14 protein-coding genes are annotated in these 25,895 nt (G+C 70.3%); 3 read left to right on the plus strand and 11 right to left on the minus strand.

Translation table 11 applies throughout. The features are described 5' to 3' along the window. Nucleotides 1–667: 667 nt before the first annotated feature. Nucleotides 668–3,451: an aconitate hydratase AcnA gene (gene acnA, locus JHW41_RS13910; RefSeq protein WP_250442704.1), complete on the plus strand. Its 2,784-nt coding sequence runs from the start codon at nucleotides 668–670 to the stop codon at nucleotides 3,449–3,451. Between the two features lie 933 nt (nucleotides 3,452–4,384). Here acnA and JHW41_RS13915 read toward each other — a convergent pair. From JHW41_RS13915 to JHW41_RS13940, 6 genes are all read right to left on the minus strand, one after another. Continuing rightward, entirely contained in the window at nucleotides 4,385–5,599 is a 1,215-nt protein-coding gene (locus JHW41_RS13915) for a vWA domain-containing protein (protein WP_057947427.1), read from the minus strand. Next, nucleotides 5,596–8,013, minus strand: a complete 2,418-nt coding sequence (locus JHW41_RS13920; protein WP_250442706.1) for a DUF5682 family protein — start codon at nucleotides 8,011–8,013, stop codon at nucleotides 5,596–5,598. The genes JHW41_RS13915 and JHW41_RS13920 overlap by 4 nt, the downstream gene beginning before the upstream one ends. A gap of 7 nt (nucleotides 8,014–8,020) precedes the next feature. After that, nucleotides 8,021–9,100, minus strand: coding sequence for an ATP-binding protein (locus tag JHW41_RS13925; protein WP_078998638.1), 1,080 nt, complete (start codon nucleotides 9,098–9,100; stop codon nucleotides 8,021–8,023). Between the two features lie 59 nt (nucleotides 9,101–9,159). Then, on the minus strand, nucleotides 9,160–10,713 hold the full coding sequence (locus tag JHW41_RS13930) for a DUF5691 domain-containing protein (RefSeq protein ID WP_250442708.1): 1,554 nt from the start codon (nucleotides 10,711–10,713) through the stop codon (nucleotides 9,160–9,162). Continuing rightward, on the minus strand, nucleotides 10,710–12,050 hold the full coding sequence (locus JHW41_RS13935; RefSeq protein ID WP_250442709.1) for an SWIM zinc finger family protein: 1,341 nt from the start codon (nucleotides 12,048–12,050) through the stop codon (nucleotides 10,710–10,712). The genes JHW41_RS13930 and JHW41_RS13935 overlap by 4 nt, the downstream gene beginning before the upstream one ends. Nucleotides 12,051–12,205: 155 nt before the next feature. Then, nucleotides 12,206–12,688, minus strand: coding sequence for a DUF4440 domain-containing protein (locus JHW41_RS13940; RefSeq protein WP_250442711.1), 483 nt, complete (start codon nucleotides 12,686–12,688; stop codon nucleotides 12,206–12,208). Between the two features lie 268 nt (nucleotides 12,689–12,956). Here JHW41_RS13940 and JHW41_RS13945 point away from each other — a divergent pair, with 268 nt between their 5' ends. Both JHW41_RS13945 and JHW41_RS13950 read left to right on the plus strand, forming a co-directional pair. Beyond that, nucleotides 12,957–14,633 (plus strand): long-chain fatty acid--CoA ligase, encoded by a 1,677-nt coding sequence (locus tag JHW41_RS13945; RefSeq protein ID WP_057947421.1) that lies wholly within the window; start codon nucleotides 12,957–12,959, stop codon nucleotides 14,631–14,633. A 221-nt stretch (nucleotides 14,634–14,854) separates the two neighbouring features. Further along, a complete protein-coding gene (locus JHW41_RS13950) occupies nucleotides 14,855–15,715 on the plus strand; it encodes a crotonase/enoyl-CoA hydratase family protein (RefSeq protein WP_078998628.1) in 861 nt (286 codons plus the stop codon). Between the two features lie 25 nt (nucleotides 15,716–15,740). On the opposite strand, the gene JHW41_RS13955 is transcribed toward JHW41_RS13950, so the two are convergent. From JHW41_RS13955 to JHW41_RS13975, 5 genes are all read right to left on the minus strand, one after another. After that, nucleotides 15,741–17,933, minus strand: a complete 2,193-nt coding sequence (locus tag JHW41_RS13955; protein WP_078998625.1) for an ATP-binding protein — start codon at nucleotides 17,931–17,933, stop codon at nucleotides 15,741–15,743. 15 nt (nucleotides 17,934–17,948) lie between these two features. Then, nucleotides 17,949–18,965, minus strand: coding sequence for a response regulator (locus JHW41_RS13960; protein ID WP_250451027.1), 1,017 nt, complete (start codon nucleotides 18,963–18,965; stop codon nucleotides 17,949–17,951). A gap of 496 nt (nucleotides 18,966–19,461) precedes the next feature. Beyond that, a complete protein-coding gene (gene lysS, locus JHW41_RS13965) occupies nucleotides 19,462–20,979 on the minus strand; it encodes a lysine--tRNA ligase (protein WP_250442713.1) in 1,518 nt (505 codons plus the stop codon). Between the two features lie 322 nt (nucleotides 20,980–21,301). After that, nucleotides 21,302–22,430 (minus strand): peptide chain release factor 2 gene (gene prfB, locus JHW41_RS13970; RefSeq protein ID WP_101943990.1). Its coding sequence is split into 2 segments (ribosomal slippage): nucleotides 21,302–22,354 and nucleotides 22,356–22,430, totalling 1,128 coding nucleotides; the frame shifts between segments, so codons are not numbered across the junction. 263 nt (nucleotides 22,431–22,693) lie between these two features. Beyond that, complete coding sequence (locus JHW41_RS13975; RefSeq protein WP_428995545.1) at nucleotides 22,694–25,747, minus strand: VIT domain-containing protein; 3,054 nt, start codon at nucleotides 25,745–25,747, stop codon at nucleotides 22,694–22,696. Nucleotides 25,748–25,895: the final 148 nt, after the last annotated feature.

A 25,895-nucleotide genomic window follows, 5' to 3' on the forward strand; every position in this document is an offset into this window, starting at 1 on the left:
CCCGGTTCAGCTACAGGCCAGTGCGGGCGCACCCTGCCGCCCTCGGTACCCAGCGCCCTGCTCCGCGTCGTCGCACGCGGCACCGGCTCCGATTGCTGCGGCGCGGCCGACATGGCCGCGGCTCCGGCCGAACGAGCGACGGCTGCCCTCGTCCCGGAGCCGGGCGCGCAACGGGCCAGCGCCGCCCGCCGTGGCGCGGATCGGCGACCGATCCTCTTGGCGCGACGCGACCACCGCAAGCGCGCTGCCCACGCGCGCGCCGCCTTGAACATCGCCGACGCCCTGCCCGGACCGCGCGCGCGTCCTTTGCCGAAGCGCAACAAAGCGCGGGCATCCTCGTTCCCGGCGCAACGGCGCGGCGCGAGACCGCGGCCGACCGCGGCGCCACGCCCGCGCAACGCTGTGTTGTCCGCGATGCCGGATCGGCGCGCAAGAAAAACCCGAGGCCGACGAAATGCGCTGCAAAAGCCCGAGGACCGAGCTGCATCGCGCGACCGCGACCGCCGTCGTGATCGAATCGCCTCGACACCCCGTGCACATCCGGCCATCGGCAACTGGTGGATAATCGCCGCACAGACCCCGCCACGCCTTGCGCCGCCCGGTCCACCGCAAGCAGATCCTCGCCCGGCGCGAGGCGCGAGCCAGCACCTCCACAGGAGTTCACCGCATGAGCGACTCGTTTTCGACCCGCCGCCAGTTGTCCGTCAACGGCCGCGACTACACCTACTTCAGCCTGCCGGCGCTGGGCGAGCGCTTCGACATCGCCCGCCTGCCCTATTCGATGAAGATCCTGCTGGAGAATCTGCTGCGCCATGAAGACGGCGGCGCCACGGTCGGCAAGGAGCACATCGAGGCGGTCGCGCACTGGGAGGCCAAGAAGGAGCCCGACACCGAGATCGCCTTCATGCCGGCGCGCGTGGTCCTGCAGGACTTCACCGGCGTGCCCTGCGTGGTCGACCTCGCGGCGATGCGCGATGCGGTCGGCAAGCTCGGCGGCAACGCCAAGCAGATCAATCCGCTGATCCCCTCCGAGCTGGTGATCGACCACTCCGTGCAGGTCGACGTGTTCGGCCGCCCCGACGCGCTCGACCTCAACGGCAAGATCGAGTTCGACCGCAACAAGGAGCGCTACAGCTTCCTGCGCTGGGGCCAGAAGTCGTTCGAGAACTTCAAGGTGGTGCCGCCGAACACCGGCATCGTCCATCAGGTGAACCTGGAAAACCTGGCCCGCGTGGTCATGGGCCGCGAGGTCCAGACGCACGACGGCGCGAGCGAACTGCAGGCCTTCCCGGACACCGTGTTCGGCACCGACAGCCACACCACGATGATCAACGGCATCGGCGTGCTCGGCTGGGGCGTGGGCGGCATCGAAGCCGAGGCGGCGATGCTCGGCCAGCCTTCCTCGATGCTGATTCCACAGGTGGTCGGCTTCAAGCTGACCGGCAAGCTGCCCGAGGGCAGCACCGCGACCGACCTGGTCCTGACCGTGACCCAGATGCTGCGCAAGCACGGCGTGGTCGGCAAGTTCGTCGAGTTCTACGGCGACGGCCTGCAGCACCTGCCGCTGGCCGACCGCGCGACCATCGCCAACATGGCGCCCGAGTACGGCGCGACCTGCGGCATCTTCCCGATCGACGCCGAATCGCTGAACTACCTGCGCCTGTCCGGCCGCAGCGACGAGCAGATCGCCCTGGTCGAGGCCTACGCCAAGGCCCAGGGCCTGTGGCACGAGCCGGGCCAGCCGCACGCCGAATACTCGGCCACGCTCGCGCTCGACCTCGGCGACGTCAAGCCGTCGCTGGCCGGCCCTAAGCGTCCGCAGGACCGCGTGCTGCTGGAGCACGTGCACAGCAACTTCCAGGAAAACCTCGGCCCGCTGGTCGCCAACCGCAAACCCCGCGGCGTGGGCTGCGCGATCGAGGAGCTCAACGGCGAAGGCGGCGACCAGCCGCAGGCCAGTGAGCTCGCGGCCAAGCCGGTATCGAAGATCCGCATCCAGGACCAGGACGCCGAACTGTCCGACGGCTCGGTGGTGATCGCCGCGATCACCTCCTGCACCAACACTTCCAATCCGGCGGTGATGCTCGGCGCCGGCCTGCTCGCGCGCAACGCCGCCAAGCTGGGCCTGAAGTCCAAGCCGTGGGTCAAGACCTCGCTCGGGCCGGGCTCGCTGGTGGTGACCGACTACCTCAAGAAGGCCGGCGTGCTCGACGATCTGGAGAAGCTCGGCTTCTACGTGGTCGGCTACGGCTGCACCACCTGCATCGGCAATTCCGGCCCGCTGCCGGACGAAGTGTCCAAGGGCATCGCCGAGAACGAGTTGGTGGTGGCCTCGGTGCTGTCGGGCAACCGCAATTTCGAAGGCCGCGTGCATCCGGAAGTGAAGGCCAACTACCTGGCCTCGCCGCCGCTGGTGGTGGCGTACGCGATCGCCGGCACGGTCAACATCGACCTGACCCAGGAGCCGATCGGCAAGAGCAGCGACGGCAAGGACGTGTTCCTGCGCGACATCTGGCCGTCGAACAAGGAGATCGGCGACACCATCGCCGCGACGGTGGGCCCGGAACTGTTCGCGCAGAACTACGCCGACGTGTTCAAGGGCGACACCCGCTGGAACCAGATCGCCTCGCCGGACGGCGAGTCGTTCCAGTGGGACGAGGCCTCGACCTACATCAAGAACCCGCCCTACTTCGACGGCATGACGATGGACGTCGGCAGCATTGACGACGTGCAAGATGCGCGGGTCATGGGCCTGTTCGGCGATTCAATCACCACCGACCACATCTCGCCGGCCGGCAACATCAAGAAGGACTCGCCGGCGGGCCGCTTCCTGATCTCGCGCGGGGTGCAGCCGGTGGACTTCAACAGCTACGGCTCGCGCCGCGGCAACGACGACGTGATGGTGCGCGGCACCTTCGCCAACATCCGCATCAAGAACCTGATGTTCGGCGGCGAAGAAGGCGGCAACACGCTGTACTACGGCAAGGACGGCGCCGAGCCGGAGAAGCTGGCCATCTTCGACGCGGCGATGAAGTACAAGGCCGACGGCGTGCCGCTGGTGGTGTTCGCCGGCAAGGAATACGGCACCGGCTCCTCGCGCGACTGGGCGGCCAAGGGCACCAACCTGCTCGGGGTCAAGGCGGTGATCGCCGAGAGCTTCGAGCGCATCCACCGCTCGAATCTGGTCGGAATGGGCGTGCTGCCGCTGCAGTTCAAGGACGGCGAGAACGCGCAGAGCCTGGGGCTGGACGGCTCCGAGGTGGTCAGCGTGACCGGTCTCGACGACGGCAAGGCCAAGACCGCGAAGGTGACGGCGAAGAAGGCCGACGGCAGCGAGAAGACGTTCGAGGCGAAGGTGTTGTTGTTGACGCCGAAGGAAGTGGAGTACTTCCGCCACGGCGGGATCCTGCATTACGTGCTGCGGCAGTTGGCGGCGAAGAAGTCGGCCTGAGTCCAGGCATCTTGCGAAAGGCCTGGGCGTTCGCCCGGGCCTTTTGCGTTTTGGCGCGTCCGAACTCAGAGCGTTGCCGCGATTCTCTTTCGCCGTAATTCCGGCGAAAGCCGGACTCCATTCTTATCTTGTCGTTGCCGTTGCTTTTAGCTTGGACGCAACCGCACCCGAGGCCCGCGCTCCGCAGCCCCGGAGGGCGCGCGCATGGATGCGCGCGTGCGCCATGGGACATGGATGTCCCTTATGGCGCAGCCCCGCGCAAGGTGCTGGACTTAGTGGCTTGTGACCTTAAACAAGCGTTTTTCTTTGGCTACTTTCTTTTGTCGCGCTGACAAAAGAAAGTTGCTCGGCCTCTTGCGGACGAAAGCTTTTGATGGTGGCTTGTCGTCGCGCGAAACATCGATAAGAGCGCAGGCAACACATCAAAATGGATTCCGGCTTTCGCCGGAATGACGGTCGTGGGGTTGCGTATCCGACTGTAGGAGCGGCGCGAGCCGCGACCGCGCCGACGCAACTACGATGAAACTTTCGCCATCGCCGCGATAGCGCGGTCGCGGCTTGCGCCGCTCCTACAGGGGCGTGCCGCGGTGGGGCTCGTCTTTGCGTGTGCGTACTTGTGACGACAAGCGATCATCAAGAGCTTCCGTCCGCAAGCGGCCGGGTCACTTTCTTTGTCTTAAGCCACAAAGAAAGTAACCAAAGAAAAGGCCTTATCTTTTTCGGATCAAGAGCCACTATGGCTCGAAAGGCGCGCGGGGCCGCGCCATAAGGGGCATCCTGCCCCATGGCGCGCGTGCGCATCCATGCGCACGCCCTCCGGGGCGTCGGGACGAGGGCCACGGGTCGGGGATGCGTCAAAGCAAGCAGCAACAGCGAAGGCAAAATGGATTCCGGCTTTCGCCGGAATGACCTGCGTCGGCTTTGTGGCGCGCCCTAACCTTCCGCCCGCGTCGGCACCAACCCATTCCCCGCCGCCCACTGATTGACGTCGTCGCGGCGGATCGCCGCCGCCATCAATCCCGGGAACGCATCCGGCGTACACGCGAACGACGGCACGCCCAGCGCGGCCAGTTTCGCCGCCAGCGCCTGGTCGTACGCCGGCCGGCCTTCGTCGCTGAGCGCCAGCAACACGATGAACTGCACCCCGGCCTCGACCAGCTCCTGCGCGCGCGCCAGCAGCTTGGCCTCGACGCCGCCTTCGTACAGGTCGGAGATCAGCACCAGGATGCTGTTGCGCGGTTCGCGGATCAGGCCCTGGCAATACGCCACCGCGCCGTGGATGTCGGTGCCGCCGCCGAGCTGCACGCCGAACAGCAGGTCGACCGGGTCGTCGAGCTGTTCGGTCATGTCGACCACCGCGGTGTCGAACACCACCAGCCGGGTCGATACCGCCGGCAGCGAAGCCATCACCGCGCCGAAGATGCTCGAATACACCACCGACGCCGCCATCGAGCCGCTCTGGTCGATGCACAGGGTGATCTCGCGCTGCGGCCGCCGCGACTTGCGGCCGAAGCCGATCAGCTGTTGCGGAATCACGGTGTTGTACTCGGGCTGCCAATGCTTGAGGTTGGCGCGGATGGTGCGGTTCCAGTCGATCTCGGCATGGCGCGGGCGACGGGTGCGGCGGGCGCGGTCGAGCGCGCCGGTCACCGCCGAGCGCATCGGCTCTTCGAGCTTGCGCATCAGTTCCTCGACCACGCGCCGCACCACCATGCGCGCGGTCTGCTTGGTCTCGGCCGGAATCACGCCCGACAGCGACACCAGGTTGGCGACCATGTGCACGTCGGGCTGGATGCCTTCGAGCATTTCCTTTTCCAGCAGCATCTGGCGCAGGTCCAGGCGCTGCAGGGCGTCGCGCTGCATCACCTGGACCACGCTGGTCGGGAAGTACTTGCGGATGTCGCCGAGCCAGCGCGCCACGTTCGGCGCCGAGCCGCCGCGGCCGCCGCGCCGCGACAGGCCGCCGGGGCCGCTGGGTTCGTACAGCGCGGCCAGGGCCGCGTCCATCGGCGACAGGCCGGCGCCGAGGCCGCCGCAACTGTCCTGGGCCTCGCTGCCCAGGACCATGCGCCAGCGCTCCTCGCGCGTGCTCGGCGTCGCCGCGTCGGCGGGCAGGTCGGTGTCGGCGCTATCGCTTGCCGCGCTCATCGCGCATCTCCTACCGGCTCGAGGCCGAACAATTCGCGCAGCAGCGGCAGCGCGCGCGCCGCGCGGGCGGCGTCCCACGACGATCGCGCCGCCGCGGCCGGCGCGGCGCCCAGCGGACGCTTGACCCGCTGGCCGAGGTCGCGCCGGTCGGCGGCCTCGAACTCGGCGAAGCTGCGCCGCAACAACGGCACCACGCGCAGGAAATGCTCGTGGCCCAGGTTCGAGACCCAGCCGTCGATCAGGCCCCACACCGCGTCGTCGTGCAGCAGCACCGCGGCGTTGCGGTTGAGGAAGCCGTCCAGCCAGTGCGCCGCGTCCAGCGGCTCGGCGCCGAGCGAGAGGTTGAGCCCCAGTTCGCGCGCGACCGCTTCGCCGTCGAAGGCGCCTGCGTCGAACAACAGGCGCGTGGCCACGCCGCGCAGCAGCGGGGTGGCGCTCAGCGCTAGCGCGAGCTGGCGCAGGGCGCCGCGCCAGGTCGCGGTCTGGGCCTCGTCCTCGCGCAGCGCGACCGCGCGGTCGGCGGCGAGCAGGGTTTCGCGCGCGTCGCCCGCGGCTTCTTCGTCGAGCCCACCCAGCGCGATGGTCAGGCCGATGCAGGCGCGCGCGAGCATGCCGTCGAACAGATGCCGCACCTGCGCCGCGTCGGTGTTGCGCACGTTGCCGTAGCGCTGCACGTTGGCCAGCGCCGGCAGCGCCGCCAGCAGCGACAGCGGATCGGCGTCGACCGCGGCGCGCGCCTGCAGTTCGGCGGCCACCGCTTGCACCGCATCGGGCAGGTTCGCCAGCAGCACCCGGTCGATCAGGCGCGAGAGATCCGGCAGGCGCTCGGCCTGGCGCGCGGATTCGATCGCGCGCGCGGTCGCGGCCTGCGCCACGGTCTGGCCGTAGCGGCTGGCGACGATCAGCTCGATCTCGAACCCCGGCTGCCAGGCCAGTTCCCACACTTCGCGGAAGCTGCCGCGCGAACGCCCGGCGCCGCCGAGCCGGCCCCAGCCGATGTCCAGCAGCAGCAACCGGTGCAGCAGTTCGCTGCGCTGCAGGTCGGTGTCGTTGCGCAGGTCCAGTTCCAGCGGCTTGCTCAAGGCTTCGGCCTTGAGCCGCAGGCGCTTGCGCTGGGCCTCCAGATCGCGCTGCAGCGGCACCGTCGGCACCGCCTCGGGCACCGAGCCGATCCGCTCGCCGATCATCAGCGCCTGCTCGATCAGCCGCATCGGCGCGTCGTCGCCGTTGCACAGGATGCTCAGGGTGGCTTCGTTGAGTTCGCCCAGGCTCGGCGCCGGGCGCTGGCGCAACGCGGCCAGCGTGTCGGCCAGGCGCGCGGCCTCGATCAGGTGCGCGGACGAGCAGTCCAGCGCGTGTTCGCGCAGCACCCGCGCGACCCGCGCGAACCAGCCGACGGTGCGGCCCTGGCTGCCGCCGTGCCGCCACAGGTGTTCGTACCAGCCCGGCGAATCGATGCCGGCGCCGTAGCCGCTGGCGCTGCTGAGGTGGCGGTAGGTCCACGGCACCCAGGTCGCGGCGGTCTTGAGCTTGGGCAGGTCCTTGAGCAAGGCCTTGTCGGCCGCGGCGGTGGCCTTGCCGGCCAGCGCCGGCACGTGCCAGGCGCCGCAGACCACGGCGATACGCTCGAAGCCCTGCTTGACCGCCTCGCGGATGCCGCTGCGCATGTGCGCTTCGCGCAGCGCTTCCTCGCGCGGGTCCAGGCCGTTGCCCAGCTCGGCGTGGTCGCGCAGTTCGGCCATGGCCGCGGCGATCGCCTCGAACAGGCCTTCGCCGTCGCCGCGCTCCTCGACCATGTGGTTCCACCAGCTCTCGCCGTCGGCGTAGCCGGCGGCGTGGGCGAGCCAGTCGAGCGGATCGCGCTGGCCGTGGCCGTCCGCGGTCGGTTCGGCGGCGTCCTCGACCTGGGGTTTGGACGCGGACGCGGGAGCTGCGCCCTCCGCGCGCGTTTCCGACGCCGCGGGCGCGGCCTCGATCCGCGCCGCGTCGTCGGCGAGTTCCTGCGGCGACTGCGCCTCGCCTTCGCCAGCGACCTCGCCCGCCGGCTGCGCCTGCGCCTCGCCGGCGAAGCGCTCGCGCCGCGCCCGCTGCCAGGCCAGGCTGGCCCCGGCCGGCACGTCGATGAAGCGCACCGTCGCGCCCTGCTCCACCGCCCAGCGCATCGCCTGCCATTCCGGCGAGAACTCGGCGTAGGGATGGAACACGGCCAGCTGCGGATCGTCGACGCCGTAGGACAGCAGCGCCACCGGCGGCTGCAGTTGCGCGTCGCGCAGGTGCTCGACCATGGCCTCGGCGCCGGCCGGGCCCTCGATCAGCACGCAGTCCGGCCGCAACGCGTCCAGCGCCTTGCGCAGGCTGCGCGCGCTGCCCGGGCCGTGGTGGCGGATGCCGAAATAACTGAGCGTGGCGCTCATGCGCGGATCACAGCTGCTCGCGGAAGGCGCGGTAGAGGTCCTTCCACTCGGCGCGTTCCTTGACCACGGTCTCCAGGTACTCCGTCCACACCACCTGGTCCTGCACCGGGTCCTTGACCACCGCGCCGATCATGCCCGCGGCCATGTCGGCCGGACGCAGCACGCCGTCGCCGAAGTGCCCGGCCAGGGCCATGCCGTTGTTGATCACCGAGATCGCCTCGGCGGTGGACAGGGTCGAGCTCGGCGTCTTGAGCTTGGACTTGCCGTCCTCGGTCTGGCCGTTGCGCAGTTCGCGGAAGATGCGCACGATCCGCGCGACTTCCTTCAGCGCCGGCGGTTCGGCCGGCAACTCCAGCGCGCGGCCGAGTTCGTGCACGCGCTTGACCACGATCGAGACTTCCTCTTCCTCGCTCGACGGCACCGGCAGGATCACCGTGTTGAAGCGGCGCTTGAGCGCGCTCGACAACTCGTTGACGCCCTTGTCGCGGTTGTTGGCGGTGGCGATCACGCTGAAGCCGCGCGCGGCCTGCACTTCGCTGCCGAGTTCCGGCACCGGCAGGGTCTTCTCCGACAGCACCGTGATCAAGGTGTCCTGGACGTCGGCGGGGATGCGGGTCAGCTCTTCGACCCGGGCGATCTTGCCGAGCTTCATCGCGTTCATCATCGGGCTCGGCACCAGCGCGTTCTCGCTGGGGCCGTGGGCCAACAGCTGGGCGTAGTTCCAGCCGTAGCGGATCTGCTCTTCGCTGGTGCCGGCGGTGCCCTGGATCAGCATGGTCGAATCGCCGCTGATCGCCGCGCTCAGGTGTTCGGACACCCACGACTTGGCCGTGCCCGGCACGCCGAACAGCAGCAGCGCGCGGTCGGTGGCGACGGTGGCGACGGCGATCTCCATCAAGCGGCGGTTGCCGATGTACTTGGCGCTGACCTCGAAGCCGTTGTCGAGCTTGCCGCCGATCAGGTAGGTCACCACCGCCCACGGCGACAGCTTCCAGTTGGCGGGACGCTGGCGGTCGTCGGCCTTGGCCAGTTGTTCGAGTTCTTCGGCGAACTGGATTTCAGCGTGTTGGCGCAGGACGGCGGTCATCGGAACTCCGTGTGGATGAGGTTTGATTCGAAGATTCGAAGATTCGGGGGCCGGGCGGCTCAGGCGTGCAGCAGCCGGCGCAGCTGCGCGGTGCGCTCCAGGCCGGCGAGGCAGTCGGCCAGGGCCGGGGTGTCGTCGGGCGCGCGCGGCGGCGCCTGCCAGCCGTGCAGCGCCTGCGGGTGCAGCGCTTCCAGCAGCGTCTGGGCGTTCTGGCGCAGGCTCCAGTCCTGGCGCAGGGTGTCGCCGGCCTGCTGCAGGCCTTCGCCGACCAGGCGCGAGTAATCCAGCGGCAGCCACTGCCCCGGCGCGCAGGAGCCGAGCACTTCGTCCAGGCGGCCGCTGCGGCACAGCTCGGCGAAACTGCGCGGCCAATGGCGCACGCGCTGCGCCGGCGGCAGCAGCGCCAGCAGTTCGCCGTGGTGCTCGCCGAACGCGCGGCCGGGCGCGTCGAGCATGGCCTGCGCCCAGTCGCCGTCGTCGCGGTGGATGCGTTCGATCCAGCCGCGGTACAGCGCCTGCTTCCAGTCGCTCTTGCCGGCCCAGGCCAGCAGCGCGGCGGGGTCCATGCCGGTGCGCTCGCACCACCAGCGCAGCGGCATCTGCCGCGCCAGCTGGTACAGCCACCACGCGCGCTCGCCGAGCGCGTCGTTCTGCGGCCGCGCGGCGTCGATGGCCGCGGCGGCCCACTCGGGATCGGCGGCCTGCGGCGCGTCGAGCGTCCAGCGCTTGACCAGCAACACGCGCTCCTGGGTCAGCAGCGGCGCCAGCCACGCGGCCAATCGCTGCGCATGCGCGGACTGCGGCAGACGCGCGAGCAAGCCTGCGGCGAGCCGGCGCACTTCGCGGCCGCGGTCCTTGAGCAGGCCGGTCAGCAGCGCCTCGTCGTCCGCGCCGAGCCCGGCCTCGAACTCGGCGACGAACGCGGCGCGTTCCTTCGCCGGCAACTCGCCGAGTTGCGCCTGCAACATCTCTCGCGCGCGCGCGGGCTCGGCCGCGCGGACCCGCGCGAACAGGGCCAGGCGCTGTTCGAAACTGCCTTCCTGCCACAGGCGCGCGACCTCGGCCGCCGAATCGGTGGGCTCGTCCTCGCCCACGACGTTCTCGCCCGCGCCGGCCGCGCCGCGATCGGCGTAGCGCCAATCCGGATTGAGCCGGGCCAGCCACAGCCCGCGTTCGCCGAGCACCGGCAGCAGCGCCGGGCGCAGCCGCGCGCGCTGGCGGCCGGCATCGAGCGCGGACGCCAGCGCCGCGGCCGGCAGCGCGCGGCCGAGCGCGGCCAGGCGCTGGCAGGCTTCGTGGTGCAGGCGTTCGCTGTCGCCGCGGAAGATCGCGGCCAACGCCGGCGCCAGCGGCTCGCCCTCGCCGATCATACGCGCGTCGTCGGGCGCGGCCGGCGGCGGCTCGGCCGCGGCCGGCGCGAGCTCCACCGCGGCCAGCCGGCACGCCGCCATCGCCGCGGCGCCGCGGGCGTAGCGCGCCAGCGCGTCGTCGCCGTCGATCTGCTCCAGCAACTCGCCGACCGGCGCGGGAAACGCCGGCGCGCGCGCGCCGTCGATGCCGACCAACGCCGGCTTGATCCAATCGCCGCCTGCGTTCGCAAGGTTCGCGCTCATGCCGCCAGGCTCCAGTTGTGCGCCGCGTCTTCGCCGCGCCAGGCGCTCAGCGGCCGCAGTTCGCGGCCGTCCCATTCGCCCATCACCTGCAGTGCGCGGCCGCCGCTGCGCGCGAGCAGGTTCCAGCCGGCCGCGTCGCCCAGCGCCAGCGGCAAGCGCCCGGCCGGGGTGTGCAGCCACCAGCGTTCGTTCTCGTACAGCGGTATCGCATCGGCCAGCGCCAGCGGCCACCACTGCAGCCACGGGTTCGCGGCGAACGCGAGCGAGGCGGCTTCGATGGCGTCGGCGGCCGGCTGCGACCAGCGCGGCGCCGGCTGCGCCGCGCCCTGCTCCAGCGCCAGCGCGCGCAGCGGCGCGCTGCCGGGGAAGAAGCGCAGGGTCGCCTCGACCGCGCGCCCGTCCAGCCATTGCTGCTCCCAGCCGCGGCCGCCGTAGGCGTAGTCGTGCAGCAGCGCGTCGCGGCCGCTGGCCTGCCCGCGCAGCCACACCCGGCGTTCGAACAGGCGGTCGTCGCGTTCGTCGATGCGCTGGCCCTGGACGATCCAGCGATCGCTCACGCTTTCGCCGAGCGTGGACAAATCGTCCTTGTCGTAGACCCAGCCCAGCGCGGTGCGCACGTCGGCCAGGCGTTGCGGCGACAGCGTCGCGCGCCGGACCACCGCTTCGCGCAGCAGCCAGATCAGGCCGAAGCGCTCGATCACCGCCGGCGCGCCGGCGATGCCGGCGGCCATGGCGTCGGTCGCGGCCAGCAACTGCGCCGACAGCGCCGGCGCCTGCGCGTCGACCATGCGCGCCGCCATCGCCGTCCACTCGGCGCGTTGCTGCGCGCCGAACGAAGCCAGCCCGCGGCGCAACTGATCGCCGATCCAGCGCTGCAGTTCGGCGGTGCCCTGGTCGATGCGCTTCCAGCGCGCGGCCTCGCGCTTCGCGGCCGCGGCGGCGGCGGCTTCGGGATCGGCCGCCTGCGCGGCGACCGCCTTGGCCGCGGCCTGTTCCTTCTTTTCGGCGCGGTCGCGGCGCGAGTTCAGCCATTCCTCGACCCACGCAGGCCGCGCGTCCGCGGCGATGCCGCCGCGCGCATGCATCAACAGCAGCGCCAACGCGTGCTTGCATGGAAACTTGCGGCTGGGACAGGAGCAGCGGGTGACCAGCGCGCCCAGATCGACCTGGGCCTGATAGGGCTTGGCGCCGCTGCCCTTGCATTCGCCCCACAAGGCCTCGGCGTCGCCGCCCAGGCTCACCCAATGTCGGTCGGAGGCCAGGCCGGTGGCGGCCTTGGCCGAAGCGCCGTCGGGCGCCAACGCAAGCGCCTGTTCGGCGGTCAGGGCAGATTCCATTGCGAACCGGTCCCCACCGGCGGCGTCCTTGTAATGGACGTCAGCATAACTGAGGAGCGAGGAGTGAGCGTAGAGGAGTGAGGAGCGAGCGAAAGCACGAGCCCCTCGGACTTCGCTTTCGCTCGCTCCTCACTCCTCCACGCTCACTCCTCGCTCTAAAGCCTCGGCGTCCACTCGGCCGAGATCATCCGCCATTCGCCGTCGCGCTCGCGCCAGCCGGTGCGCACCTGGTAGAGCTGCGCGGCCTCGGGCAAGGCGTTGCCGGCGCCGCCGCCGAGCGCGGCTTCGAACTCGACCGTGGCGCGGTCGCCCTTGACCTCGAAGCGCAGCGCTGCCACGCGCACCCATACGTCGCGATAGCGCAGGAAGCTGGCCGCGGCCAGCCGGCGCGCGCCTTCGCGGTCCAGGCCCTGCGGGCCGACGAAGTCATCGGCCAGTTGCGCCCGCACCGCCTTGGCGTCGCGCGCCTGGATGGCGTCCTGCAACTGGGTCATCGACGCGCGCAGGCGCTGCTCCGGCGAGCCGCCGCCGCAGGCGGCCAGGGCCAGCAGCGCGGCCGCCAGCCAGCCCATGCGCGCGCCCGCGCGGGCGGCGCTCCGTAGCGGCTGCGTCCGGTCGATCGCGAACAGTGTGAACATGGCGGATTTCCCCTTCTGAACGCTGCAACGGACGTATTCGCACGACCGTTCGCCCACTCGGCCGGCGGCGCGGCGCCGCGCGGTCCGTGCCGGAGCCAAGCCCGGCTGCCGCCGATCCTGACAGGTCCGCGGCGCTCGCCACAACGCCGCCGGGCACCGCCTTGCCACCCGCTAGAGCCTATGCTCCAATCGAGAAAACACACCGTACGCCGGCGCACTTCGCGGCAAGCGGACAGAAAATCGACGAGCGATTAAAGAGGGGATCGCGATGAGTTTGAACCGTCCGTGGCTTGCCCACTATCCGCAGGGCGTGCCGGCCCAGATCGACGTGGAGGAATTTCCCTCCGTGGTCTCGGTGCTGGAGAACGCGATCGAGAAATTCCGCGACCGCCCCGCCTTCCGCAACTTCGGCAAGACACTGACCTACGGCGATATCGACCGGCTCAGCGCGCAGTTCGCCGCCTACCTGCTCGGCGAGCTCAAGCTCAAGAAGGGCGATCGCGTCGCGATCATGATGCCCAACTGCCTGCAGTACCCGATCGCGACCTTCGGCGTGCTGCGCGCCGGCCTGACCGTGGTCAACACCAATCCGATGTACACCCCGCGCGAGCTCAAGCACCAGCTCGACGACTCCGGCGCGAAAGTCATCTTCGTGCTCGACAACTTCGGCAAGACCGTGCAGGACGTGGTCGCCGGCAGCTCGGTGCAGGTGATCGGCACCGGCCTCGGCGACATGGTCGGCGGGCTCAAGGGCCCGGTGATGAACTTCGTGCTGAAGTACGTCAAGAAGATGGTGCCCGACTACGACATCCCCGGCGCGGTACGCTTCCGCGACACGCTGACCCTGGGGCAGATGCACAAGCTGCCGCAGGTCGATATTTCGCACGACGACATCGCGTTCCTGCAATACACCGGCGGCACCACCGGCGTGGCCAAGGGCGCCATGCTGACCCACCGCAACCTGGTCGCGAACATGCAGCAGGCCGCGGCGTGGATCGGCACCAACGCGCGCATGGGCGAAGAGATCATCATCACCGCGCTGCCGCTCTACCACATCTTCGCGCTGACCGCGAACGGCCTGGTGTTCATGAAGTTCGGCGGCCTCAACCACATGATCACCAACCCGCGCGACATGCCGGCGTTCGTGAAGGAGTTGCAGGAAAACCGCTTCACCGCGATCACCGGCGTCAACACGTTGTTCAACGGCCTGCTCAACACGCCCGGCTTCGACAAGGTCGATTTCTCCGGCCTGCATCTGACCCTGGGCGGCGGCATGGCCGTGCAGCGCTCGGTCGCCGAGCGCTGGAAGCAGGTCACCGGCGTGACCCTGGTCGAGGCCTACGGCCTGACCGAGACCTCGCCGGCGGCGTGCATCAATCCGATGGACCTGGCCGAGTACAACGGCGCGATCGGCCTGCCGATCTCTTCCACCGACGCCTGCCTCAAGGACGAAGACGGCAACATCCTGGCGATGGGCGAAGTCGGCGAGCTGTGCATCAAGGGCCCGCAGGTGATGAAGGGCTATTGGCAGAAGCCCGAGGAAACCGCCAAGGTCATCGACGACGACGGCTGGCTGCACACCGGCGACATGGCCAAGATGGACGAGCAAGGCTTCTTCTACATCGTCGATCGCAAGAAGGACATGATCCTGGTCTCGGGCTTCAATGTGTACCCGAACGAGATCGAGGACGTGATCGCGCTCATGCCCGGCGTGCTGGAAGTGGCCGCGGTCGGCGTTCCCGACGAGAAGTCGGGCGAGGCGGTCAAGGTGGTGATCGTCAAGAAGGATCCGGCGCTGACCGCGGAGGACGTCAAGGCGCACGCGCGCGCCAACCTCACCGGCTACAAGCACCCCAAGTTCGTCGAGTTCCGCAAGGAGCTGCCCAAGACCAACGTCGGCAAGATCCTGCGCCGCGAGCTGCGCGACCCGCCGCCGGCGGCGTGAAGACGCGTGAGCATGGGTGGGACGCGGTGCGGGTAAAATAGCCCGCGCAACGCCCCGGTCCTGCAGAGAAACAAGCAAGAACCCGCGCAAGCCCCTCTCCGGAGGGGCTTTTATTTTTGCGGCGGAATCGGGGTGTAGCATCGATGCGTGGGCTCCAACCATCGCCGCTCGCGGCCCACCGCACCCTGCCCTGCGGGCGGCCATCGCCGAGGACCGCATCCATGAGCACCATCGAAAAGCTGCACCGCGTACGCGCCTACCCCACCCTGCGCATCGAGTCCGCCCCCGACGGACTGGCGCACTGGCTGTACATGCACGAGGACGTCGGCCTCGGCGTGCGGCCGTGCTTCCGCACCCCGCTGATGGAAGACATGTGGGCGTTCCTGTCCTCGATCAGCCTGCGCGAAGGCCAGGCGCCGAGCGAATTGCGCCACGTGGTGCTGGCCTCGTCGGCGCCGGCGTTCAACCTCGGCGGCGACCTGGAACTGTTCTCGCGCCTGATCCGCAGCCAGGACCGCGAGCGCCTGCTGTCCTATGCGCGGCGCTGCGTCGACGGCGTCCACCACATCCACGGCGGACTCGGCGGCGACGTGCACACCATCGCCCTGGTCCAGGGCGATGCGCTCGGCGGCGGGCTGGAACTGGCGCTGTCGTGCCACACCATCGTCGCCGAGGAAGGCGTCGACATGGGCCTGCCGGAGGTGGTGTTCGACCTGTTCCCGGGCATGGGCGCGTACTCGTACCTGTGCAAGCGGGTCAGCCCGCGCGTGGCCGAGAAACTGATCATGGACGGCGCGCTGCTCAGCAGCGAGGAGATGCACCGGCTGGGCGTGGTCGACGTGCTGGTGCCGCGCGGCCAGGGCGAAGCGGCGGTGGCCGACCTGATCCGCCGCCAGCAGCGTTCGCCGCACTCGCAGCTGGCGATGAACAAGATGCGCCAGATCGCCCAGCCGACCAGCTACCAGGAACTGATGGCGATCACCGAGCTGTGGGTCGACACCGCGCTGGCGCTGCCGGACAAGGCGCTGCGGACCATGGACCGGATCGTGCGCGCGCAGGAGCGTCGGGCCGTGGCCGCGTAACCGCCATGTTCCCCTCGACGGCGTTTCAGGGGGAGCGCTCGTCGCCGTCACGCGCGTGGCGTTGCCGCTCGCGTGCTTCGAGCGCTTCCCGGCCCTGGGCCAGACGCTCGTTCAACGCACCCTGCCGGGATCGCCACTCGGCAGCGACCTGCCAATCCGGCAGCCGCATCAGATCGCCGGCCGCGGCCGCGAGCCTGACCAACCCCAGATTGCTCGCCACGCCCTTGAGCGCGTGGCCGTGTTCGCGCACGCGTTCCCACTGGCCGCGCTCGCCCGCGTCGGCCAGGGCGACGATGCAGCCGTCGGCGTCGCGCAGGCACTGGGCGACGAATTCGCGCTCGAAGCCCTCGCCCATGCCGAGGCTGCCGAGTTCGTCGAGCACCGAAGGATCGAAACCGTTGTCCTGCTGAGCGCCGGACGACGCGGCCTCCGTGCGCGCCGGCATCGGCGCGGCGGCGGCGATGCGGCCGGCGGCCGCGATCTCGGCCAGCGTATCGAGCAGGCGCACGGTCGATACCGGCTTGGCCAGGAACGCGCGCGCCCCGGCCTGCTGGCAGGCCTGGATCGAATCGGGCGTGACGTCGGCGCTGAGCACCACCACCGGCGTGCGCCGGCCGCCGCCGGCTTCCATCACCCGCAGCTCGCGCAGCAGGTCCAGGCCGCTGATGCCGGGCATGTGCAGGTCGGCGACCACCGCGTCGTAGTCGCTCACCGCCAGCGCGTTCAACACTTCCTCGCCGCCGTCGACGCAGACCGCGCGATGGCCGGCCTTCTGCAACAGCCGCTGCAGCACCATGCGGTTGGCGGCGTGGTCGTCGGCGACCAGCACCTGCAGGCTGCGCACCCGCGCGCGGTGGCGCAGGAACGGGTCGGAAAAGGCGATGACGTTTTCCGGATCGTTGCGCGGGGTCGGCTCGACCGCGTCGGCCTCGGCCAGGGCCGGCTCCGGCACCGGCGCCACGCGCTGGAACGGCAGCTCCACCCAGAACCGGCTGCCGCGCTGCTCGGTGCTCTCGAAGCCGATGCTGCCGCCCATGGCTTCGGTCAGGCCCTTGGCGATGGTGGTGCCCAGGCCGGTGCCGCCGTAGCGGCGCGCCAGGCTGACGTCGGCCTGCTCGAACGCCTCGAACAGGCGCTGGCGCATCGCCAGCGGAATGCCGATGCCGGTATCGGTCACGGTGAAACGCAGGCGCACCCCGCCGCTGTCGGCCTGGCCGACCACGCCGAGTTCCAGCCGCACGCTGCCGTGGTCGGTGAACTTGACCGCGTTGCCGGTGAGATTCAGCAGCACCTGGCGCAGATGGCCGACATCGCCGCGCAGCAGCGCCGGCACCTCGGCGGCGATATGGGTCTCGTAGCGCAGCTGCTTGGCCCGCGCCTGCGGTTGCAGGATCAGGCCGATGCCCTCGATCAGTTCGCGCGGCGAGAACTCGGCGAGATTCAGCTTGAGCTTGCCGGCCTCGATCGCGGAAATGTCGAGCACGTCCTCGACCAGCGCCAGCAGGCTGCGGGTCGAGGCCTGGATGGTGTTGAGGCACTCGCGCTGCTCGGCGTCCAGGCGCGTGGTCGCCAGCAGTTCGGACATGCCGGCCAAACCGTTGAGCGGGGTGCGGAACTCATGGCTCATGTTGGCCAGGAACCGGCTCTTGGCCTCGTTGGCGCGCTTGGCCTCGTCGGTGGCGCGCACCAGCTGGCGCAGCAGGCCGGTCAGGTACAGCGGGATCGCCGCCAGGCCCAGCTCCAGGCCGATGCCGAGCACCGGGTTGCCGCGCCAGTAGTCGCTGAACCACAGCACCGAGCCGAAGCTGGCCAGGGCCATGGCGACCGCGCCGAACAGATAACCGGTGCCGAAGCGCAGGCCGTTGCCGATGGTCACCCACATCAGGATCACGTAGACCCAGGCCAGCGGCTCGCCGATGTGGATCATCGCCGCGGCCATCAGCCCGTAGTCCGAGCACATGCCGATGATCCGGCGCAGGTGCGAGCGGCCGGGCGCGGCCAGGATCCAGCCGATCAGCACCACGCCGACGCTGAAACCGGTGACCACCATCAGCAGCACGTTGTTGTACTGGACCACCGGCATGCCGCCGCCGCTGCCGCGCGCCAGCATGTAGGCCAGCACCACGAACAGCACGGCGATGCGGACGAAGGCCTGGCCGTGCTCGCTGTCCGCGCGTTGGGACAGCGTGGACCGGAACCAGTTCAGCAGGCGGATCATCGGGTTGCTCCAGGTTTACTCCAGGCCGGGCCTGCTGGGTACCGTGGAAAAACGCGCGCACAGTTCGTCCAGGCGGGTACGGCTGCGGATCAAGGCATCGACGCAGCGCGGGTCGAACAGGCGGCCGCGCTGGGCGTACAGGTAACCCAGCGCCGCGTCCACGTCCCAGGCCTTCTTGTACGGACGCGGCGAGATCAGCGCGTCGAACACGTCGGCCACCGCCACGATACGCGCTTCCAGCGGAATTTCCTCGCCGACCAGCCCGTCGGGATAGCCCGAGCCGTCGTAGCGCTCGTGATGGCGCAGCGCGATCAGCGCGCCGGCTTGGATGAAACGGTTCTGGCTGCCGCTGAGCAGTTCGTAGCCGATCTTGGGATGGCGGCGCATGATCGCCGTCTCTTCCTCGGTCAGCGGACCGGGTTTCATCAGCACCGCGTCGGGAATGGCGATCTTGCCGATGTCGTGCAGCGGCGCGGCCATCTCGATGACCCGGATCTCGTCCTCGAACATGCCCAGCTGTTCGGCGATGAGCCCGGCGATGTGGGCCATGCGCTCCAGGTACGCGCTGGTGCCGGCGTCGCGGAACTCGATCGCCCGCGCCAGCCGCGACAGGGTCTCGCGTTCGCGCTCCTCGACCTCGTGCATGCTCGACAGCAGCCGCTGCTCCAGCGACAGCGCGCGCTGCTTGACGTTCTCGGACTGCTGGCGCAACGCCAGCAGGTTGCGGCAACGCGCGCGCAGTTCGCGCGGACGCACCGGCTTGACCAGGAAATCGATCACCCCGGCCTCCAGCGCGGCCTGGCGCACCGGCTCGTCGCCGACCACGGTCACCAGGATGATCGGGATGTCGCGGTGCATCGGCAGGCGGCGGAAACGGCGGGCGAATTCCAGGCCGTCGATGCCGGGCATGCGGTAGTCGAGCAGCAACAGGTCCGGCTGGTGGCTCTCGCACCACGCCAGCGCGGCTTCGGGCTCGCCGAAGTCGTGCACCTTCAGTTCGGACGCAATGTCCTCGATGATGTGGCGCAGCATCGTCCTGGCGGACGCTTGGTCATCGACGATAACGACGTTCACTCAACGGTACCCGTAGTGAGGCCGCCCCCTGCGGCTGCCGGTCTGCGAGCATACTCCGCCGCGCCGTGCCGAGGCAGCCGCCGAAAGTCCCGGCACACCCTGCGTGGGCCGGCATTCACCTGAAGCCATGAGCGATTGCGCGGCATTCATCACGCTTTGTACGCAAACCCGATAAGCCAACGGCCAGCGGGGGCTGGCCGTTGTCGATGGTGCACGACGTGGCGGCCGGGCGCCCTGGGCCGCTCGGCTCCAGTGCGCGGACCGCCGCAGTATGCCCCGATACGGTCGCGCGCGCTGCGACCCGCGCGCGGTCGGCGCGGGCCTGTCTGCCCTGGCGCGGCGGCCGCTGACGCTGCGCGGTTCGCGCCAGGATGGTTCCAGGCGATGCCGCCAGCGCACGAACAACCGACGCCGACGACACGCGCGCGGCGGCGCGCGGACCGCCGCGGCCGGCTCAGGCGCCGGCTTCGGGACGCATGTACGGGAACAGCAGCACGTCGCGGATCGAGGACGAACCGGTCAGCAGCATCACCAGCCGGTCGATGCCGATGCCGAGGCCACCGGTCGGCGGCAACCCCACCTCGAGCGCCCGAATGTAGTCGGCGTCGAAGTGCATGGCCTCGTCGTCGCCGCCGTCCTTCTGCGCCACCTGCGCCTGGAAGCGCGCGGCCTGGTCCTCGGGGTCGTTGAGCTCGGAGAAGCCGTTCGCCAGTTCCTTGCCGCCGACGAACAGCTCGAAGCGATCGGTCAGTTCCGGGTCCAGGTCGTTGGCGCGCGCCAGCGGGCTGACTTCCACCGGGTGGTCGGTGATGAAAGTCGGCTGGATCAGGGTGTGTTCGACGGTCTTCTCGAAGATCTCCAGCAGCAGCTTGCCCCAGCCGTAGGACGGCTTGACCGCGACCTTCAGGCGCGCGCAGTGGGCGCGCATGGCGGCCAGGTCGCGCAGTTCCTCGCGCTTGATCTGCGGGTTGTGCTCCAGCACCGCGTCGGTCATCGACCAGCGGCGGAACGCCGGGCCCAGGTCGATGGCGTTGCCGTCCCACTCGACCTGGGTCGTGCGCAGCACGTCGTTGGCCGCGTGGCGGATCACCGCCTCGGTCAGGTCCATGATCTCGGTGTAGGTGGCGTAGGCCTCGTACAGCTCGAGCATGGTGAATTCGGGGTTGTGCCGGGTCGACACGCCCTCGTTGCGGAAGTTGCGGTTGATCTCGTAGACCCGCTCCAGGCCGCCGACGGTGAGGCGCTTGAGGTATAGCTCCGGCGCCACGCGCAGGTACAGCTGCAGGTCGAGCGCGTTGTGGTGGGTCGTGAACGGCTTGGCCGTGGCCCCGCCGGGGATGTAATGCATCATCGGCGTCTCCACTTCCAGGAAACGGCGCGCATCGAGCCAGGCGCGCATCGCGCGGATGATCTTGGAGCGCTTGACGAACACCTCGCGCGAATCGGGCGAGACGATCAGGTCGACGTAGCGCTGGCGGTAGCGCTGCTCGACGTCGGCCAGGCCGTGGAACTTGTCCGGCAGCGGGCGCAGCGCCTTGGTCAGCAGGCGCAGCGATTCGGCCTTGACCGACAGTTCGCCGGTCTTGGTCCGGGTCAGCGCGCCTTCGGCGGCGACGATGTCGCCCACGTCCCAGCCCTTGAACTTGTCGTAGGTGTCGCCGAGCGCGTTGGCCTGCAGGAACAGCTGCAGGCGGCCGGACTCGTCCTGGATCTGGACGAAGCTGGCCTTGCCCATGACCCGCTTGAGCAGGATGCGGCCGGCCACCGCGACGCGATGCGCCTTGGCGTCGAGCGCCTCCTGGGTCCACAGGTCGGCATCGGCGTAGAGCGCGTGCAGGTCGCCGGCGTAGTCGCCGCGGCGGAAATCGTTCGGGAACGCGATGCCCTCCCCGCGCAGCGCCGTGAGTTTCGCCCGGCGCTCGGCGATCAGGTGGTTCTCGTCGATGGGCGGCGGCTGGGTTTCGTCGGTCATGGTCTTGGCGATGCGGATGGGGGATGCGTGAGGGGGCAGATTACTGAAGTCCCGCGGCGCGTGCGCGAAACGCCGGCCGCGGTCGGCCGGCGATGCGGCGGGGCCGGGCGGGAATCCGCGGCGAAAGAGCGTCGCGATGAAGCCCTGGGGTTCCCGCGTTCGCGGGAACGAAGGCGGGAGGGATGCGCGTTGCGCCGGATAGCGCGAGCGAACGGAACGGACGGGAGGAACGGGGCCGACGCGGTAAGCCGGAGGGCGCCGCGGGCGCGCGATGGCGCCCGGGGCCGGGCCGGAGACGGCATCGCCGCCTCCGGCGCGCGGCTTACACCGCGTCGCTGCGTTTCGAGCCCACTTCCAGGCCGGCCTTGAGGCTGGCCTCGACGAACTCGTCGAGATCGCCGTCGAGCACCTTCTGGGTATCGCTGCGCTCGATGCCGGTGCGCAGGTCCTTGATCCGGCTCTGGTCGAGCACGTAATTGCGGATCTGGCTGCCCCAGCCGATGTCCGACTTGGTCGCCTCGACCGCGTCGCGCTCGGCGTTGCGCTTCTGGATTTCCAGCTCGTACAACTTCGCCGCCAGCATCTTCATCGCGCGGTCGCGGTTGGCGTGCTGGCTGCGCTCGGTCTGGCACGCCACCACGATGCCGCTGGGGACGTGGGTGATGCGCACCGCCGATTCGGTCTTGTTGACGTGCTGGCCGCCGGCGCCCGAGGAGCGGTAGACGTCGGTCTTCAAGTCGGCCGGATTGATCTCGATGTCGATCTTGTCGTCGACTTCCGGCGACACGAACACCGAGGTGAAGCTGGTGTGGCGGCGGTTGTCGGAGTCGAACGGCGACTTGCGCACCAGCCGGTGCACGCCGGTCTCGGTCTTGAGCCAGCCGTAGGCGAAGTCGCCTTCCACCCGGAACGTGGCCGACTTGATGCCGGCGACGTCGCCGCCGCTGACTTCCATCAGCTCGGCCTTCCAGCCGCGCGATTCGGCCCAGCGCAGGTACATGCGCAGCAGGATTTCGGCCCAGTCCTGGGCCTCGGTGCCGCCGGCGCCGGCCTGGATGTCGACGAACGCCGAAGCGCTGTCCATCTGCCCGGAAAACATGCGGCGGAACTCGAGCTTCTCGACTTCCTTGGCGTAGCGCTCGACGTCCTCGACCACCGCCAGCGCGGTGGACTCGTCGTCCTCCATCTCGGCCAGTTCCAGCAGCTCCAGGCCGCCGACCAGGCCCTCGGTGAGGGTGTGGATGCCGTTGACGACCTTTTCCAGCGCGGCGCGCTCGCGGCCGAGGTTCTGCGCCCGTTCGGCGTCGTTCCAGACGTCGGGGCTTTCCAGCTCGCGGTTTACTTCTTCCAGGCGCTCGACTTTGGCGTCGTAGTCAAAGATACCCCCTGAGCGAATCCAGCCGGCCCTTGAGGTCGGCGATTCGCTGGCGGACGGGATTGAGTTCGATCATGTCCGGGTGTGTGCGTGTGCGGATGAACCGGCGATTCTAGCAGGCCACGAGGCCCCGCGCGGCCCGCCGCCCTTGTAGGAGCGGCGCGAGCCGCGACGCACCGTCGCCCGCCGCGGCGCAACCGACCGCCGCCCGCGCGGCGGCACGGCGACGGGCCGCATCGGCGCGGGAGGATCGGACCCCGGGGTTCGACGCGGCGGGCGGTGGCGTGGTCGCGGCGTGCGCCGCTCCTGCAGGCAGCCACCGCCGCCGCGTCGCGGCGGTCACTTCACTTCGAACTCGCCGACCAGGACGGTGTCGCGCGAATCCTTGAGCCGCAGGGTGACCTTGCGGTCGACCTGCCCCGCCCCGCCGAACCCGGTGCTCAGCCACAGCTGCAAGGTGGTCGCGCCGGTCACCAGTTGCTGGCGGCTGCCGAAGAAGTTGGCCTCGACCTTGTACTTGCCCGGCTTGGGCTTGCGCAGCGAGAACTCCTCGGGGCCGTAGCCGCCGGTGAAGTCCTCGGTGATGCGGCCGCCCTGGAAGGTCTGCTTGTGGCCGTAGAAGCACTTCTCGCCATTCGGGTCGGTGACCCACAGGTCCATGTCGGAGTTGTCGCTGTCCCAGCTCAACACCGCGCGCAGGCCCAGCGGCAGGTTGCGGCGCAGGCGCGGATCGACCTGGGCCAGATCGGTCTCGCCCGGATGCGCCGCGGCGATCGCGTTGAGCTCGGCCAGGGCGATCTCCTCGATCCCGGGGAACCGGTCGTCCCAGTCGCGCACGACGACTTCGTAGAGGTTGTCGACCGCGCGTTGCGGCTGGCCGGCGGCGGCGTAGGCCAGGCCGAGGTCGCGGAAACTCTGCGGCTCTTCCTCGGCCAGGCGCAGCACCCGCTCGAACACCGGCACCGCCAGCTTCGGTTCGCCGATCTGCAACAGGCGATAGCCGAGCACGCGCAGGACGTGGCGGTTCTCCAGATCCAGCTCGGCCAGGTTCGACAGCACCCGCAAGGCCAGCTCGCGTTGGCCCTTGGATTCGAGCACGTCGGCGACATCGAGGTAGAACGCGGTGCTGACGGCGTGCGAATCGCGCTCGTCCAGGTACAGGCGGTGGACCTGCGCGGCCGGCGCGGCGCGCAGGCGGCGGGCGTAGGGCGAATCGGGCTGCCAGGGCTGCAGGGCGATGCTCGCCGCGCGGCCGTCCGGGCCGGCGACGGCGGCCTTGGCTTCCTCCGGGGAAGCGATGCGGCTGCCGGTCACCGTGATCGTGTCCAGCGAGGAGGCCCGCGCGGCCGGCGCCGCAGCGACCGGCATTGGCATCGGTTGCGCGGGCGGCGCCATCGCCGCCGGCAACTCGGGTATCGACACCGCTTCTTCGCGCACGGCCTGCGGCTCGGACCGGCGGCGCAGCGTGTCGGCCTCGCTCGCGGCGGCGGCGGCGGCGGCAACGGGCGCGGCGTCGGCGACCGGCATCGGCGGCGCGTAGTGCACGCTGTCGTCGCCGTTCTCGTCTTCCGGGTCGTAGCCGCCTTCGACCGCACGGTTGACCCGCGCCACCAGCCCCTTCGGCGGGTTCTTCGGCCAGTCGCGCTGCCACCACTCGATGCGCCGCGCGTACAGCTCGGCGACGCGGTCCAGGCTGGCCTTGCGGGTGCTGTCGCGCTCGCTCGCCTGGGCCGCCTTGAGGCGCTGGAACTCGTCGCGGCGATCCGGCGGCGCGATGTCGTAGCGCACGTAGTCGGCGATGTCGTCGAGCACGATCAGCGAGGTTTCGCCGGTGACCACGCCGAAGCCCTGGCCCAGGCGCGCGATCGCGGCGCGGTTGGTCTCCGGGTCGGCTTCGAGCCGGGCGATGGCGTAGCGCGCCCACAACCGCGCGGGAAACGCCGAGGCCGGGGCGTCGGCGCCGATCTTCACGCTCTGGCGGCGCTCGCCCTGGCCGTCGGCCACGCGCAGGTTCAACTCGGCGCGGGCGTCGCGCAGGCGGCCGGCAATGCGCAGCAGGCCGTCGTCGGGAAACGCGGACTGCACTTCGATCCGGTCGGCGCCGAGCGCGTCCGCGCCGAGCAGGCGCGGGCCTTCTTCGAGCAGTCCGGCGGCGACGCGGTCGAGTTCGCCGGCGCGCTGCCAGCTCAGCAAGCGGCCGCCGTGGGCCTGGGCCAGCGCGCCCAGGCGCGCGGCGTCGGCGTCGGCGCCGGCCGAGTTGAGCGCGTACAGGCGTTGGCCGGGCGCGAACTGCGGCAGGCTGCCGGCGCCGTAGTTGAACAAACCGTCGCCGAACAACAGGTACTCGCCGACCTGCGGCCGCGCCTGCCAACTGTCGGCAGCGGTGGCGCCGTCGTAGACCGTGCTTTCCAGTTCGCGCCGCAGCGCCGACCAGTCGCCGTTCTCGACCTGGAACACGCGCGCCGGTTCGGCGCGGTCGCGCAGCCGGATCAGGCTCGCCTCGATGCGGCCGGCGCGGCGGAAATAGCGGTCCAGCAAGGCCAGCTCGCTGGCGTGGTCGCGCTTGCGGCCGGAGGCCGAGCTGTCCCAGACCACCGCCACCGACGCCGGCAGCACGCGCGGCGCGCTCGCGCCCTGCAGCGGCACTTCGGCGAGGAAGTAGCGCTCGCCGTCGTGCTCCTGGACATAGGCCCGCGGCCCGGTCGCGGCGGCCACGCTGACCGCCAGCCGGCCGCCGGCCGGCGCGCGCGCCAGGGCCAGGGTGTAACCGCCGCCGCGCGAACTCACCCGCGCCTCGCCGCCGGGACCGTCCACCTGCGGCTTGGCCGCGCTGCGCAGTTGCAGGTCGAAAGCTTGCGCGCCGGCGGCGAACGCCAGCGGCAGCTCGAAGCGCCACTGGCCGTCGTGGCGGCGCAGCGCCTCGCGCAGTTCCAGCCGGACCCGGCGCGTGCCCTGGGCCGGGATCGGATAGATGCGCAGCTTGAACTGGTTGCCGGCGGTCTGCTCCAGCAAGGCCGGGTCGGCGCCGCGGCGCTCGATCGCCTCGAACACTTCGCGGCCCTTGTCCTTGGGCACCGGCACCGCCGGGCGCAGGCGGCCGTCGATGTCCAGGGCGAAGCCGTCGATCTGCTGGCCCTCGCTCAGCGGGAACTGCAGTTCGCCTTCGAGCACGCGGTTGTTGGGGTTGCGGAACACCAGCTCGATCGCGGTGTGGGCCAGGCCGCCGCTGAGCTCGGCGTCGATGCGCGCCGATTCGAGCCGGATCGGGGTTTCGGCCTCGCGCGCCACCAGCAGCGGCGCCGGCGGCGGCGGCGCGGTGACGTCGCCGCGGATCGGGGTTGGGCGGGACGAAGGCTGGCCGAACGCGGCCAGGCCGATGGGCAGGGCCAGCATCAAGCCGGCCAGGGCGACGGGAAGACGGGAACTCACCGGGTGCGTCCTTGTAGTGGGCGATGGGGCTGTCAACGCGCGGCGTGGCGCGATGGGGTCAGCCGGTCCTTCGTCCAGCATCGGCGCGAACCCGGGCGCGGCGCAATCCCCG

The sequence above is a fragment of the Lysobacter enzymogenes genome (assembly GCF_023617245.1).
Lineage (GTDB): Bacteria > Pseudomonadota > Gammaproteobacteria > Xanthomonadales > Xanthomonadaceae > Lysobacter > Lysobacter yananisis.